The following is a 14,036-nucleotide window of genomic DNA, read 5'->3' as shown; positions in this document are numbered from 1 at the left end:
ATTCACGAAATCCCGTGAGGAGGGGGAATCATGCGCGTACAGGGACGTGAGTTATTGATTCCGTCCATGATGGTGGGAAACTACCCGAAGCCCATGTGGTACCAATCGTTGGCCTCCACCCTTCGTCTTCCTGAAGGGGACCTGATTCATGATTCCTATGAACAGGAGTTGTTGAAAGACGCTCTCACGGCGATCGTACACGATCAGGAAGCGGCCGGGCTGGACATTATCTCCGACGGCCGCATACAAGGAGCAGAGTCTTTTGCGAAACAAGCGCTTTATTATTACCACCGCTGTCTGACCAATGTCGAACCGCACGGGCCGAATCTCGGCCTTCCCATCTACAGTCGTCGAGATTCGGAAACGGGCCGAAAAAGCCGACCACGCGCCGAAGACGGCCGTCAGCGGCGAGCTCCCCAACGTCGATGCCCTCCCGGAGCGTCCGCCCGTCCGGCCCGACCACGCGCCAGGTGAAGCAGACCATCCCGTGGTGCAGGACGATGCCGCTGGTCAGAACAACCTCTGCCCCCGGCCACCGTACAGCAAAGTTCTGGGAATGTCGCATGAGGGCGTCGCGCCCCTCGACGTGCACGGACGGATCGGTGTAGGTACCGTCTTCGACCCAAGATTGTTCAAACAGTCGCTGTTTGGTTGTCTCATCCGCCTCGTTCCAAGCACTGATGCAGGTGTGTACCGTCCGGCGAACCTCCTCGGGAACTGTCATGCGTGTTTCAATCCCCCTCCGTACTCACGGCCACACCCGTGGAAACAGTGCGCATTCGATCGGACCGCCCGGTTCGAGCACAGGCATTTGGACGTGGCCTGTGAGGTCCTTGTTATTGAACATGTTGGCGGAGTGCGGGTTCCACTTCACCTGATCGCTCACATAAATCACCGTGACGGATCTTCGAAAAAGTTCCGTTCTGTTTCCGTATGCACCATGTACCGTCCGCGGATGGAATATAATTGCATCCCCGGGCTCCACTTCACCGATCATCCAATCGTACTTTTCGTACTCCGCATCAAAATCGGGTTGCTCATCTGGAAACGGCGGGTCGGCATAGGCTTCTCGGGTCTCGGGAACCTCCTTAAATCCGAAGGGGCGATACACCGCGCCCCACTTGTGAGATCCCTTGAGATAGTGGACGGCCCCGCTGTCGCGGGTCACACGATCCAGCGGCACCCAGATGCGCACGATCTGCTCGCCTTTCAAGGGAAGATATGGAAAATCTTGGTGCCACGGAGTCGGCTTGCTCGTCCCCGGCTCTTTGACGAAAACCTGATCGTAGAAGAAATAAATCTCTCTCGCGTCGGGCCAGATTTGATGAGGGATGTCCTTCAGCGGCCCGTATACAGCAAACGCTTTAAAGCGATCATCGCTCAGCCACGGAAACGCTTGGGCGAAGAACCGCGGCTCGCCCTCATCGGCGTAGTTCTGCGATGAAGGATCGGACCGCTCCATGAGCCCTTTCACCGCTTCCCGCATGTAGTCAACCCACTGCAGGGGCACGATTCCTTTCAAAACCACCGCGCCGTCTCGCTCGAAAGCCAGCCGTTCTTCCTCGGTGATACGACGCACCGCACCCGCCCGTGGGTATGCCGCTCGAACGGTGAGGTCCGGCTTGTTCACATGGCGCTCCTCCCTTGTGGAAAATTTTGCAGCCGGGTCGTCCTGAGGGATTTAAAGAACGTCCCCGGCAACCCGAGCTTTGACTTATGCCGAACGGAGATCACTCGAACGATTCAAGAGCGATTTTGCCAATCGTACGACCCGATCGCAATTTGGCGAATGCTTTCTCGAGATTCGCGGCGTTGATCGGCGCCATCCGCTCGTGTAAGGTCGACCGAATCTCCCCGGCGTCCACCTTCTCCGCAACCCGCATTAAAATTTGATGGTGTTTTTCCATATCTGACGTCCGGTACTTCGGTCGCGTAAACATATACTCCATGCACCATGCGGCACTTTTGTCAAAGAGGGGCCGCATATTCACTGGAGACATCGGCGGCAAGATGGTACATAATTTCCCTTGGGGCGCCAGCACGTCCATCATGTTGTCCCAGTTTGAATCCACCTCATTCAAGCAGAAAACGTATTCGACGCTGGCAAGACCCAGGGCCTCGAACTGAGGCAACAACGGTTCGAAGTGGTTGACCACATGGTCCGCCCCGAGGTGCTGTACCCAGGCGGTCGACTCCGGCCGCGATGCCGTCCCGATGACGGTCAGCCCCGCCCACCGCGCCAACTGAGTGGCAATGGATCCCACGCCGCCTGCTGCACCGACGATCAACACCGCCTTCGGCTCGTCGTGATCTGTTTTGACTCCCAGACGGTGAAACAGTCCTTCCCACGCGGTCAAGCTGGTCAGGGGCAACACTGCGGCTTGGGCAAAATCAAGGGACTGAGGTTTACGACCGACGAGGCGCTCATCCACCAAGTGGTACTCACTGAATCCGCCTGGCCGCGTGATGTCGCCGGCATAGTAAACTTCATCACCGGGTCGAAACAACGTGCAGTCGGATCCCGTCTCTTCAACGACGCCTGCGACATCCCAACCAAGCACCCTCAGCTGACCTTCGTTCGCTTTCTGCTTGGCGTCCACCGGGTTCACGGACACCGCACGGACCTGGACGAGCAAATCTTTCCCCGTCGGCGCCGGTCTGGGAAGCTCGACATCGATCAGCTTTCCGGAAGGATTCAGCGCGACCGCCCTCATTGTTATCATCGACTTCCCATCCCTCCAACAGACTTCATTCTGCTTACCACTGCGATCCCGTTCGGTAAATCGACTGCTGTATTCGGAAAAGTCGACGCTCTGCCCGGTCTGTGTCGATCCCACTCGGTTCGATCCCTTTGTCTGTCCGGGGCAACCGAGTTTTTCCACGCTTTTTGCCCAGATTACGGTGGAAATTTATTTGTTACTCAATGCCTTTTGCAAAAAAGACTCGTCTATCGCCTTATTCAGCAATTCATTGATCTGATTCGACTGAATCCCTTTCAGCTTCCCGCTCTCGATGTCCGTCTGAATGATATCTCCAAGCGTCTGACGACTGACGGTCAAGGGGGTCTGGAACAGTTTCGACCGCTCCATCGCTTCTTTTACGATGTCCGGGGTCAACCCTGTTTTCTGAGCAGCTTGGTTCGCCACCTCGTCGAGATGAGATGTAATATACTTGCTGGTTTCCTCCACCGCCCGCAAAAAGGCGACCACATCATCCGGCCGGTTTTTCGCGAACGATGTCTTCACCACGACTCCCGCCGCCTCCGCATCGGGAATCACCGTATCCATCAAGTAGTGCCCCCCGTATTGATGCACAATCTGTGCAGCCACGGGTTCCCCGGCCACCACCGCTTGTACTTCTCCCTTCTGATACATCGCAGCCAAACTCGGTTGATTTCCGTATACGTGCTTCGTTCGAATTCCATACTTCTTCTCCAAATAGTTCAACATTGTTTCCTGAATGCTTGCCAGTCCCAATGTTCCGACGGTTTTTCCATTCAAATCCTGTATGGTTTTGATTTCCGTGCGGGCCACGAGAGGACAGTCGTTCTTGGCAAAAGACGATACATACAAGACATCTGCCCCCTGAGCGGCCGCATTGAGCGCCGGGGAAATTCCCGCAAGACCGATATCGATGTTGCCCGAGACCAGATCCTGCATGATCTGTCCTCCGTTGCCGTAACCCTGGGGCTTCAGGTCGAATCCCTCTTTTTTGAAAAACCCTTGTTCAATTCCCGGCTCCAGAAAAGCCTCCAAAACGAGAGCTCCGATGTTGTACCCCACCTTGACCGTTTTCAGGGGTTTCGGTTCCCCTTCGCTCCCGGAAGACCCTTGGTTCAGGTTTGTGGCAGTTCCACATCCGGCAATGACGACCGCACAACATAGTGCAGCCCAGAACAACAGCCGTTGCGCCGTACGCTTCATGGCTCCGCCCCCTTTCGTTCCACTCGTTGGGCTGCTTCTCCCTCATACGCTCCGCTGATTCTCCCGGCAAATCGGGCTGCACGCGAATTCCCGCGTCAGCCTACTGTACGAAGAGATCACAAGCTATGCCGATATGATTATTTAATTCTAAAATATCAGACTCCTCATTGGGCCGTCCATCCGCCGTCGATGACGAGGAGACTGCCCGTCATATAGTTCGACTCCTCGGAAGCCAGATACACCGCGGCTGCCGCCACATCTTCAGGCTTTCCGACGAACCCCGTGGGAATCTTTGATTCGACCTCTGCTCGCAACGCAGACTGGTCCAATCTCCATTTGGTCATATTCGTTTCGATCACCCCGGGACAGATGGCATTCGCCCGAATCCGGTGCTTGGCATAGTCCAAGGCGATGGACCGCGTCAGTTGGACGACGGCGCCCTTCGAAGCTGTGTAAGCACAACGTCCCGGAAACGCAACCAATCCGGCCACCGAGGCAATGTTGATGATGTTTCCGCCGCCCTGTTCCATCATGTATAGAATCACATATTTCGCAAACAGAAAGGGGCCCGTGACGTTGACGGCAATGACTCGTTCCCACTCCTCCTCCGGTGTCTCGTGAGCCACCGACGCGCGCAGAGAACCCGTAATCCCGGCGTTGTTCACGCCAATATCAATCTGCCGGAAACGTTCCCTTCCCAGGGACAGTACCTGCTTCACGTCCTTTGCGGCGGCCACGTCTCCGGCCGCCGGCAGCACCGCGGGCGGGTTCGGCAAAGAGGCGATCTGCTCCATTGTGTCCTTCAGCCGATTCTCTTCCAGGTCCATGACGATCAAGTTCGCCCCTTCCTTTGCGAACGCCACGGCAATAGCCTGCCCGTTTCCGGACCCCGCCCCGGTTACCAAAGCAACTTTGCCGGTCAGTCTCATCTCTTCCCTCTTCCTCTCCTTTTATCTTCCCGAGGATCGACCCGGCTCGAAGAGCCGAATCGATCCTCCATCCGCCTTCGGTCACAGGTTGACCAGTTCCCGCTGCCCCGCCCGGAGCCGGGCCAACTGGATGAAATGCGAGGGGTTGAGAAACAGTTCATTCATTTCCGCAAAGTCATCAATCGTCAACTCTCCGTTTTGCATGATCCAGGAAAGATACTGGAACCCCTCCTTGGCACCAAACCCCACGTGGTGCAGCCCCAGCACTTTCCGGGTGCTTTTCTGAATGATCGCTTTCTGGAATCCCGACAACTCCGGCGCCAAGAAGCTGTACGTGATGGACCGCTCGGCGGCCGGAAGGGCAATCGATCGATCCCCTGGCGGCATCCGGATGAACATCAGGTCGTCCCCGTACATCTCCCTCGCCTTTTCTTCCGTCAACCCCAGGTACGTGACTTCATAGAAAGAATGGAACTGCTCGGCAAACATCCCCACCTGCCAGCGGGTGGGCACGCCCAAGATGTTCCTTGATGCGACCATCCCGCTTCGGCGCGCTTTGAACATTTCCATCGGAGCGCCGATGAGATCCCCCACCGCGTAGACGTTGGGAACATTGGTCCTCAGGTACTCGTCGACGATCACCGTCCCTTTGGCATCCACTTCAATCCCCAAGGCCTGCCTCGGGTAATCGGAATTGGGCCGCATGCCCGTGGCCAAAAAGACGGTGTCACAAGGAATCACTTTTTCGCCTTCGGGCGTCCGGATCTTGACCCCGGTGACCCGATCCTCGCCCAGAATCGCCAACGGCGGGCAATTCTCGTAAAACTTCACGCCCCGCTCCCGCATCATGTCCAACACGTACGCTTTGGTTTCCAGGTCCATCTTTTTCAGCACCGGGGAGCGGTTGACCACTGTGGTCTCCATCCCCAGCGCGCAGAAGAAGGAGGCGTAGGGGGCCATGGTGTGGCCGCCGCCGATGACCACCATCCGCTCCGGCTCGTAATCCAGAACTCCCTCGACCAAGGACGTGTGGTCGATGACGCCTTTCAGATGAAGTCCCGGAATATCCGGACGATTCGGCCTCGACCCCAGGGCCAGGACAATGTTCTTCGTTTTGAACGCCCGTCCGGCAACCTCCACGGTGTGATTGTCGATGATCCGCGGCTCATGATTCAGGATGAATTCGATTCCCAGTTGTTCCTTGCTCTGTTCGAACATGAAATCATAGAGATTTTCCCGTCCATTCAGATACATTTGGATGATATCGGCCAGTTTCGGCTTAAAGTCCAGCTTCGGCCAGACATACGTTCCTCCAAAACGGCGCAACTGATCCAACTGGACCGTCAGATCGAAAAACAGGTGGTGCGGCACACAGGCGTTCTTGCAGCACTGTCCGCCGAGATGATCTCCTTTTTCAATGATGAGCTGGCGCCCGCCCATGGCGCGAAGGTAAGCGGATCCAAACCGCCCCGCCGCGCCTCCCCCGATGAAAATCGCATCAAATTCTCGATGATCGTCTTCATTGATGCAGATAGTCGGCTGAAAACGATCGTAGTGTTTCGTCATTTTGCAATGCACACCTTTATCTAAAGGTTTGGTCTACAAGCACACTGAATATAACATAGGTCATCTCGATTTCGTATGTTGATCAGTCCCAAAAATCCCGCAGCTTTTTTCTACTTATCAGAGAAAACAGCAACCCCGTCCGACGGAAAGAATTCGTTCCCATGGGAAAGAACTCTGAAAATTCAAGGGAAGGAAGAAAAATGTCTGACTCAGCGGATTCTCTGTCTCAGCTTGGGGGTTATCATGACTTTGACGCGGGCCTGGGGGTCATGGCCGGGCCGAAGGGCCGAAACAGTCGGAGGTCATGGCATTCCGGAGTGCAATCCTGCGACTCAGATGGTTGAGTAAAACCGAGGGGACCGACCGATAAATCCTACGGCGGCCCCCTTGTCCATCCCCGATCTCTCTAGTACAGCTTCCGTCGCGGGATCGACTGATATAACAACTCGTGCACCTTTCTGTAGCCACTGTCCTTTCGTTGTTGAAACTGGCGTTCATCATGAATGGCGTCCACCGGGCACATGGAAAGACAGAATCCACAATCGATACATCGCTCGCGATCAATGGTAAAGCGCCCATGAAACTCATCCATTTTCGATATGGCAGCCACTTTTCCCGGACATGCATGCTCGCATGCCCCACAGCCGATGCACGTCTCGTCAATGAAGAAGTGGCCAAGTCTCCTCTGTTCCATGGAAAGCCTCCTACACCTCGATCCGGGTCCCGGCGATATAGGCGTATCCGTTTAAAAATTCCTGCAGCGATTGATTATACTTCCAGAAGGATTCCCTCCGGACGATGTCATTTCCCATCATCTGCATCGGATCATAGGCCATGGTCAAGCGATTAATGCTGTGATAAACATCGGCTCCACCATTTTCGGCGATGTTTTCGAACATCTCCTTCCACACCTTTGCTTGACCAAAAATAATAAAATCCGGATCGGCCGCTTCCGGGTAAGGAACCTCCCACACCCGTTCACATGAATACACTGCGAACTCAACCGCATAGTAATGTGACTCCGGCGTCGTACTGTCCGCCTCAACGGCAAACACACAACGCGTGTCAATGAACCCCAATCCCTCGAACACATTCCGGCGACGATTCATTTCCTGTTGCAAAGCCTGAAAAAGCTCCAAAGATGGGATCTTCACCCACAACGACCTCCTCCCGGGGGACATTCCATCATTAAGCCGGCTTTAAGCCACCGGCAGATCCAGCGGGATCTTGCACCTGTCACGGCGAGAAAATCCAGCCCGCTCACAGCGCTGGAGATATTCTCCCACCAAAGCGCTCCAAAACATTTTGACGCTGTCCATCCCTTGATCAATTTTCTTCACGCTGCCTGCAAACAAAATCATCAGCGGTTCGACTGTTGTCGGCTCGACCACCGCTCCAAGAATCGCTCTCTCCGCAAAGTCGGCAAAGGAATGCATCTCTTCAAGAGCTTTTTCTCGATCTGGAGCGTTGTCTAAAAAGAATTTCAGTTCCATGGTGCCGTAAGACACGTGTCGGGCCTCGTCCTGCATACAGCGCCGGAAGATTTCTTGGTCGACGCTGGTGTGGGCCAGATATTCTCCGGCGCGGAACAGCGTGAGAATCATCCCTTCGCCGATTACATTCAGAATAAATGTGCCAAACGAGTGATCCGGTGCATCGAGAATGGCCTTGAGCGCCCACTCGACACCGACTCCAGCCTTCAGGAGACCGCCGCCGTTTGCCAAAGCTCGTTTGCGAAATACTTCCGTGTGCCTGGCTTCATCCATCATTTGGGTCGACAGGAATGCCTTCACTTCAAAAAAGTCGTTCGGAATCCTCCACACCCACTTGCTCGGGAAATCTCCCGCCACAAACTCCACCTGGGTGAGCAGCGTACAATTCTGACACACCGCCTTCTCTAAATCTTCTGGAAGCGGCTTCAGCTTTTCCCATGGAATGGCCGTTGCGGCATTCCATTGCCGGCTCTTCGCTTCTTCATAGAGAGCCATAACATTGTCTGAGTAGAGATGAAATTTATCCAGAACGTCATAGCCCATGTCCGGCAATAATTTCTCTTCCTCAGGATGGATAAAAGCTCCTCGGGGAACAAACCCCTTTGTGGTGGCGCGGGTTGGAATCGTCCCGTATTCCTTATTTCTGGAGAGATCCATCATGGTCAACCCATGAGCACTGGGTTTAATTCTTACCCCCCACCGTTCCGGATACCGGGGATTCATCCAACTCAGGTCCAAGGTTCCCCGCTTGAGCCGTTCAAGGTTGTGTTCCAACAACTCCTCCATGGTTGAATAGGTTTTCTGTTCTTGTTCACTCAGTACGTACGGCATCCTCGTCCACCCTTTCGACCATAAGGTATTGGCCCCGCTCTCTGGGCATCGGCCGGCGAAGTCCCGAGTTGGAGAGTAAGAAGCGATCTCCCCCTTTCCTTTCGAATTCGATGCACTTGTGTACTCGAGACTTCAAGAGTACTTTACTCTCGGTGTTTACTTCCCACAATACACACGTTTGCGGATTTTTTGTACAAAATAGAGGGGGTGCGGACCCCTGCAAACCTTCACGCTCCCATCTCCTCTCCTGAACCGAAGTGCGGGTTCAAATGTGATCCACGCACGGAGTGCTGCCGCTGGTGACGCAAAAGTGGAGTCGACGATTGGCCAAGGCAACCGGCGAGTGGCTGGAAGTCCACCCGCCGGTGCTGGAAGGTTCTGTCGCAGACCGGCCCACCGTCTTGACAACCACCCCTATCTGGTCGTAAGATAGCAACAAAATAATATAAAATATACTATCTTGGAATATTCCTGTGTCATGCAAATCCTTTCTACACACAAGGAGGAATCACTCCCATGTCCGTCGACAACCTTTCTTCTGCTCCACAGATTTTGAAACGTTGGAAGATGCACCGCAACGCCCTCGTCTCCCTCGCCGAAAGATTTCCGGAATCGAGCGCCTCGTGGCGCCCGTGGGACAAAGGAATGAGCACATTGGAACTTCTTCATCACGTGGCCTGGACTCCGGACTTTTTCCTTTCGGCCATTGAGGGGAGCGAGGTGAAGGTCCCGCCGGTTCCCGCCACCCTCGCCGAGATGCGCAGCCTGCTACTCGAGTTGACCCAAGCGCAGGAGGCGAAGATGGGTGGGTATTCTGATGACGACTTAAAAAAAGAAGTCACGGTTAAAGCTTTGAACGTGACCGAGCCCGCCGTCGAACTCCTTCATCGAATCATCGGACATGAGGCGCACCACAAAGGGCAACTGATCCTGTATGCTCGGATGTTGAACGTTGAGCCGCCATTTTACGTGGATCTCGGCGTAAAGTGAAACGTGCGGCCGATGCTGCGTCCCGGGAATTGCGCTCATCCCTCTTCCGGCGGGATGATGGGAGCTGTTCGGGGTGGAGATCGACCCACATGTCCGAAGGGGAGTCCGCGTGACATCATGACACCAGGTGGTTGTTTATGAGAGTGGAGCCGTGTTATGTCAAACAACACCCGCCGATGGCGGAAGACTATGTGGGCCATTTCTCGCGGGTTCAGGAATTGTTCGACTATGACCCGCGGAGCCACGATGTGTGGGAGCAACGAGTTCGATTTTTGGATCGACAATCGGGGCCGAGAGCAGACCGACACCAGCTCGTGCAGGCCCTCTCTCTTTTTAATCAGAGAATCGAAAATGCTCCGGAGGCATTGGCCGCGATTCGTTCGTTGGAAGACGAACGGACCTTGGTTGTGGTGGGCGGGCAGCAAGCGTGTCTGTTCACCGGGCCGTTGTTGGTCATCTATAAAGCGATCACCATTGTTCGGACCGCCAGACAACTTTCTCACGAATTGCGGCGGCCGGTGATTCCGGTGTTTTGGATCGCCGGGGAAGATCACGATTTTGACGAAGTGAACCATGTTTATTATCTGACCCAGAATCTCGACATCCGAAAGATACAGGTCGATCACCCGACGGGAAAAAAGACCTCCGTCAGCCGAATTGCCCTGAATCGGCCCCAGTGGGAGGAGGTCGTGGACCAATTCCAGCAGTCGCTGATGGAAACCGAGTTCAAGGGGGAGATTGTCGAGAAACTCGCTCAATTCGCGGGCCGCTCCACGACCCTGGTTGATTGTTTCGCGCGGATTATGGCTTGGTTGTTTGGTCCTCAGGGGCTGGTGCTCGTCGATTCCGGCGACCCGAATCTCCGGTGCATCGAAAGGCCGATGTTCGAACAGTTTATCGCCTGGTCCCGTGAAATGAATGAGGCGCTGTGGAACGGAAAACGCAAGGTGGAATCTCTGGGATACGCCGCCCAGCTCGATCTGAAAGAGGGTTGCGCGAATCTGTTTGTCGATCACGATGGTGAACGGACACTGTTGTATCGCGACGAATACGGCGGTTTTACCGACAAGAAAGGACATGTCCGCTTCACGAAACAAGAATTGGTCGACCTCGCGAAAAACGACCCCGTCCGGTTCAGCAACAATGCGGCGACCCGTCCCATCATGCAAGAATTCCTGTTCCCGGTGCTCGGCACGATCCTGGGACCGGGGGAAATTGCCTATTGGGGATTGCTCCGGGAAGCGTTTCAACTGTTTGAAATGAAAATGCCGGTCATCGTCCCCCGCCTCCAAGTCACGATCCTGGAGCCTTCTGTTCAAAAACAGATGCAAACCTACGGCATCCTTGTGGAGCGTGCGCTGGCGGATGTTCAATACATCGAACAAAAAAAGAAGGCGTGGCTGGAGGAGCGGGACGCCTTACACCTGAAAGACCGATTTGATCAGGTCACGCGACAGGTGGTGGAATTGTACACCCCCCTTCTCGACCTGGTATCGGATATCGATCCCGGCATGAGAGATTTGGGGAAAACGAATTTGGATAAAATTTTAAAAAACATCACGTTTCTCGAGACCCGGGCGATCGCCTCGTATGAGGCGCAATTCGAAACGGCCCTGAGGCGATTTGAACGAATCCGCCAAAACGTTACACCGATGGGAAAACTCCAAGAACGGGTGTATAATGTGTTTACATATTTGAATAAACACGGGCAGCACTGGCTGACGGAATTGACCGAAGCGCCTCTTGCGGACAATCGTACACATCATATCCTTTACCTCTCGTGAATATTGGAGGAAGCGGACGATGGAAAGACGTCTCCCAAGGATCATTGACATTCATGCGCATTTTCCCGCGGCCCCCAAACCGGGGCAAGCGATGGAACGCGATATTCATCCCCTGGTCAAGAAGTACAACGAAAAGCTGCGCGCCGAGTGGCGACAGCGTTTTGGTTTCGACGATCCGGAAACCTCACATCCCGGAAACGAGGTTCAGGCCGACCGATGGGCGGCGGAATTGGACAAGTACAACATTTCGAAGATCGTCTTTGTGACCGGCGGAGGCAATGATACGCTCGCGTCGGTGGTGAGACGGCATCCGGATAAATTTATCGGGTTTGTTCATGTGCGGTTGGAACAGGAAGATGCTTATGACGAAATTGTCCGCGGTATCGAGGAACTGGGCCTTTCCGGCCTGAAATTGTTCGGGCCGTTGATGACCAAACCGTTCGAAGCCCCGGAATTCACGCGGATCTGGACGTTCTTGGCGGACCGCCGGCTGCCCGTCCTGATCCACTTCGGCATTCTGGGCGGTCCGGGAGGGATCGTTCATCATCCTTATATCAGTCCGCTGACATTGGCGAAAGTGGCGCAAACGTATACCGATATCCCGTTTATCATTCCTCATTTTGGCGCCGGTTACTGGCAGGAATTATTACATCTCTGTTGGTCGGCTCCCAATATCTATGTCGATGGATCGGGGTCGAATGATTGGATTCGCTGGATGCCGTATCCGCTTACATTGCGTGATTTGTTTGCCAAGGCTTACGAAACGATCGGACCTGAAAGAATCGTCTTTGGCAGCGACTCCAGTTGGTTCCCGAGAGGTTTCGCCTACCGGTATCTCGTCGATCAAGTGAACGTGTGTCGGGAAATCGGGATGACCGAGGACGAGATGGACCGCGTTTTCTACAGAAATGCGGCACAGTTGTTGGGGCTTGCCGGGGAAGAAGGCCATCGGGAATGAATCACCCCCCTTCTTAACAGGTTGAAGTGCCTCCGGCGTCCCCTCGTTTTCCGAATGGTTTAGCGCCCCGAGCCCTTCTCAGCGCGATCGCCGTGCTCGGCCGCCCCGGCCGGGCGGGGCCGAATTGCCATCCGCCGTCTACACCCGCCGATTCTGCCCGACCGTCGACCCTTTTGCCTGCTGAAAATCTTCGCTATATTCCACCAGATTCTAATCCATGGTCTTTGGCGAGGGGAGAAAGTGTTGGTTGACCGGGACCGGGAACTGCACGACGGCATCACGGTTCACCGTGCCCCCTCGCGGAACTGACCCGGGCGGCGAAGCCGAGCTCAATGCATCTGGTGAATTGCGGTGGTAATGCCGGGTTGATCGGCCGGAGCCAGGCGGAGTTGGAGCAGGTCTTGAGCCGCATGTTCGATGCGCTGGCGCCCGGGGGCCACTTGGTCCTGAATATGGACAATCTGGCCAAGGTGGTGCGCCGAAAGCTGCGGTTTTTGCCGCTGCGGCCAGGGCCGGCTCGATAACGGGGCCGGGGAGTTGCTCCTCCTCGGGCAATGCGAATGGAGCGGCACGGGGATTCTACGGCCGAGCCAGCCGAAAGGAGACTGGGTGCCTGTTGCCTCGAATATGTTGCTGAACCCGCCCGAACCACATATAATGATATCAGTTGGTGATACTACTGAACAAAAAACATCTTGTGACGCTCCGGTCTGTTTTTGAGGATCCGGTTCGCGCCGACATTGTCTGGTCCGACGTCGAATCGATGCTTGTGGCCCTTGGGGCGGATGTGTCCGAGGGGAAGGGTTCCCGTGTCCGGGTTGCACTGAACGGAGTCAGAGCCGTTTTCCACCGTCCGCATCCGCAAAAGGAAACGGGCAAAGGCGCCGTGAAATCCTTGCGAAGATTCTTAACCGAGGCGGGTGTCGAGCCTTGATGGAGTATAAAGGGTATCAAGCGCGGGTTGAATTCGACGATGAGAGCGGCGTATTTCATGGTGAGGTGATCAACACCAGAGATGTGATTACCTTTCAGGGTCAGTCGGTCGAAGAACTGCGTCAGGCGTTTAGGGATTCGGTGGATGATTATCTCGCGTATTGTGCCGAACGAGGGGAAGAGCCTGAAAAACCTTTTTCCGGGCGATTCGTTCTTCGCTTGACGCCGGAGCAGCATCGGTTGGCTGCTTTGGCGGCCCGTCGGTCGGGAAAGAGCTTGAACGCCTGGATCGCTGAGCATATTGACGAAGACGCTCGAAGAGAACTCGGCGGTTGAGTATCTCGTCGTGTCAACTCACGTAAAAATCTTACCGATGGGGTATATCTAACCCAATCCCTATCCCTGTGGAGGAGGAGCGGGAGGGGTGAATGGCCGTAAGGCCAGAGGGGAGGAGCGAAGCGGCCTCCCCTGGGCAGGGCCTGTGGAGCCTGTGGACAACCTGCTTTTGGTTGTCCATCAAATCCACAGGCCGTGGTCTTTCAGGGTGAGCCCGGTGTGACAAGGGCATCGGTCAGAACGGGCATGGGGCCGGGCGTCGGGGATGTGGCCAGGTTGACTCCCTTCGGCCC

16 protein-coding genes are annotated in these 14,036 nt (G+C 55.1%); 7 read left to right on the top strand and 9 right to left on the bottom strand.

Annotated features, from left to right (window positions below):
• Positions 1–226 precede the first annotated feature (226 nt).
• The 9 genes from BTUS_RS19325 to BTUS_RS13515 all read right to left on the bottom strand — a co-directional run bounded on the left by BTUS_RS19325 (position 227) and on the right by BTUS_RS13515 (position 8,571).
• Positions 227–724, bottom strand: a complete 498-nt coding sequence (locus BTUS_RS19325) for a nuclear transport factor 2 family protein (RefSeq protein WP_123809323.1) — start codon at positions 722–724, stop codon at positions 227–229.
• A gap of 24 nt (positions 725–748) precedes the next feature.
• On the bottom strand, positions 749–1,630 hold the full coding sequence (locus BTUS_RS13555; protein WP_013076639.1) for a phytanoyl-CoA dioxygenase family protein: 882 nt from the start codon (positions 1,628–1,630) through the stop codon (positions 749–751).
• A gap of 100 nt (positions 1,631–1,730) precedes the next feature.
• Positions 1,731–2,723 (bottom strand): zinc-binding alcohol dehydrogenase family protein, encoded by a 993-nt coding sequence (locus BTUS_RS13550; RefSeq protein ID WP_013076638.1) that lies wholly within the window; start codon positions 2,721–2,723, stop codon positions 1,731–1,733.
• A gap of 186 nt (positions 2,724–2,909) precedes the next feature.
• Positions 2,910–3,923, bottom strand: a complete 1,014-nt coding sequence (locus tag BTUS_RS13545) for an ABC transporter substrate-binding protein (RefSeq protein ID WP_013076637.1) — start codon at positions 3,921–3,923, stop codon at positions 2,910–2,912.
• A 164-nt stretch (positions 3,924–4,087) separates the two neighbouring features.
• On the bottom strand, positions 4,088–4,852 hold the full coding sequence (locus BTUS_RS13540) for an SDR family NAD(P)-dependent oxidoreductase (protein ID WP_013076636.1): 765 nt from the start codon (positions 4,850–4,852) through the stop codon (positions 4,088–4,090).
• Between the two features lie 81 nt (positions 4,853–4,933).
• Positions 4,934–6,418, bottom strand: coding sequence for an FAD-dependent oxidoreductase (locus BTUS_RS13535; protein WP_013076635.1), 1,485 nt, complete (start codon positions 6,416–6,418; stop codon positions 4,934–4,936).
• Between the two features lie 406 nt (positions 6,419–6,824).
• Positions 6,825–7,112, bottom strand: a complete 288-nt coding sequence (locus BTUS_RS13525) for an NADH-quinone oxidoreductase subunit I (RefSeq protein WP_083780211.1) — start codon at positions 7,110–7,112, stop codon at positions 6,825–6,827.
• A 10-nt stretch (positions 7,113–7,122) separates the two neighbouring features.
• Complete coding sequence (locus BTUS_RS13520; protein ID WP_013076634.1) at positions 7,123–7,572, bottom strand: hypothetical protein; 450 nt, start codon at positions 7,570–7,572, stop codon at positions 7,123–7,125.
• Positions 7,573–7,617: 45 nt separating this feature from the next.
• A complete protein-coding gene (locus BTUS_RS13515) occupies positions 7,618–8,571 on the bottom strand; it encodes a ferritin family protein (protein WP_407635231.1) in 954 nt (317 codons plus the stop codon).
• A 470-nt stretch (positions 8,572–9,041) separates the two neighbouring features.
• On the opposite strand from BTUS_RS13515, the gene BTUS_RS19115 reads away from it, so the two are divergent.
• From BTUS_RS19115 to BTUS_RS13485, 7 genes are all read left to right on the top strand, one after another.
• Positions 9,042–9,170, top strand: coding sequence for a hypothetical protein (locus tag BTUS_RS19115; RefSeq protein ID WP_280990921.1), 129 nt, complete (start codon positions 9,042–9,044; stop codon positions 9,168–9,170).
• An 88-nt stretch (positions 9,171–9,258) separates the two neighbouring features.
• Positions 9,259–9,732: a DinB family protein gene (locus BTUS_RS13510; protein WP_013076632.1), complete on the top strand. Its 474-nt coding sequence runs from the start codon at positions 9,259–9,261 to the stop codon at positions 9,730–9,732.
• Between the two features lie 137 nt (positions 9,733–9,869).
• The gene (gene bshC / locus BTUS_RS13505; RefSeq protein ID WP_013076631.1) at positions 9,870–11,516 is read left to right on the top strand and encodes a bacillithiol biosynthesis cysteine-adding enzyme BshC; all 1,647 of its coding nucleotides are present in this window, start codon (positions 9,870–9,872) and stop codon (positions 11,514–11,516) included.
• A 19-nt stretch (positions 11,517–11,535) separates the two neighbouring features.
• Positions 11,536–12,474, top strand: a complete 939-nt coding sequence (locus BTUS_RS13500; protein ID WP_013076630.1) for an amidohydrolase family protein — start codon at positions 11,536–11,538, stop codon at positions 12,472–12,474.
• Between the two features lie 332 nt (positions 12,475–12,806).
• Positions 12,807–12,998 carry a hypothetical protein gene (locus tag BTUS_RS13495; RefSeq protein ID WP_041304340.1) on the top strand — a complete coding sequence of 64 codons (192 nt, stop codon included), beginning with the start codon at positions 12,807–12,809 and terminating at the stop codon, positions 12,996–12,998.
• Positions 12,999–13,144: 146 nt separating this feature from the next.
• On the top strand, positions 13,145–13,408 hold the full coding sequence (locus tag BTUS_RS19320) for a type II toxin-antitoxin system HicA family toxin (RefSeq protein ID WP_013076628.1): 264 nt from the start codon (positions 13,145–13,147) through the stop codon (positions 13,406–13,408).
• The gene (locus tag BTUS_RS13485) at positions 13,408–13,743 is read left to right on the top strand and encodes a type II toxin-antitoxin system HicB family antitoxin (RefSeq protein WP_041304338.1); all 336 of its coding nucleotides are present in this window, start codon (positions 13,408–13,410) and stop codon (positions 13,741–13,743) included. The genes BTUS_RS19320 and BTUS_RS13485 overlap by 1 nt, the downstream gene beginning before the upstream one ends.
• Positions 13,744–14,036: the final 293 nt, after the last annotated feature.

It is taken from the genome of Kyrpidia tusciae DSM 2912 (assembly GCF_000092905.1).
GTDB classification, from domain to species: Bacteria; Bacillota; Bacilli; order Kyrpidiales; family Kyrpidiaceae; genus Kyrpidia; species Kyrpidia tusciae.
Note: the sequence above shows the minus strand (reverse complement) of the source record. Positions and strands in the feature narration are given on the sequence as shown.

Bases quoted from the DNA above. Each gene is read 5' to 3' on its own strand.
- BTUS_RS19325 (WP_123809323.1), bottom strand. From the start codon at position 724: ATGACAGTTCCCGAGGAGGTTCGCCGGACGGTACACACCTGCATCAGT.
- BTUS_RS13550 (WP_013076638.1), bottom strand. From the start codon at position 2,723: ATGATAACAATGAGGGCGGTCGCGCTGAATCCTTCCGGAAAGCTGATC.
- BTUS_RS13545 (WP_013076637.1), bottom strand. From the start codon at position 3,923: ATGAAGCGTACGGCGCAACGGCTGTTGTTCTGGGCTGCACTATGTTGT.
- BTUS_RS13540 (WP_013076636.1), bottom strand. From the start codon at position 4,852: ATGAGACTGACCGGCAAAGTTGCTTTGGTAACCGGGGCGGGGTCCGGA.
- BTUS_RS13535 (WP_013076635.1), bottom strand. From the start codon at position 6,418: ATGACGAAACACTACGATCGTTTTCAGCCGACTATCTGCATCAATGAA.
- BTUS_RS13525 (WP_083780211.1), bottom strand. From the start codon at position 7,112: ATGGAACAGAGGAGACTTGGCCACTTCTTCATTGACGAGACGTGCATC.
- BTUS_RS13515 (WP_407635231.1), bottom strand. From the start codon at position 8,571: ATGATGGATCTCTCCAGAAATAAGGAATACGGGACGATTCCAACCCGC.
- BTUS_RS13510 (WP_013076632.1), top strand. From the start codon at position 9,259: ATGTCCGTCGACAACCTTTCTTCTGCTCCACAGATTTTGAAACGTTGG.
- bshC (WP_013076631.1), top strand. From the start codon at position 9,870: ATGAGAGTGGAGCCGTGTTATGTCAAACAACACCCGCCGATGGCGGAA.
- BTUS_RS13500 (WP_013076630.1), top strand. From the start codon at position 11,536: ATGGAAAGACGTCTCCCAAGGATCATTGACATTCATGCGCATTTTCCC.
- BTUS_RS13495 (WP_041304340.1), top strand. From the start codon at position 12,807: ATGCATCTGGTGAATTGCGGTGGTAATGCCGGGTTGATCGGCCGGAGC.
- BTUS_RS13485 (WP_041304338.1), top strand. From the start codon at position 13,408: ATGGAGTATAAAGGGTATCAAGCGCGGGTTGAATTCGACGATGAGAGC.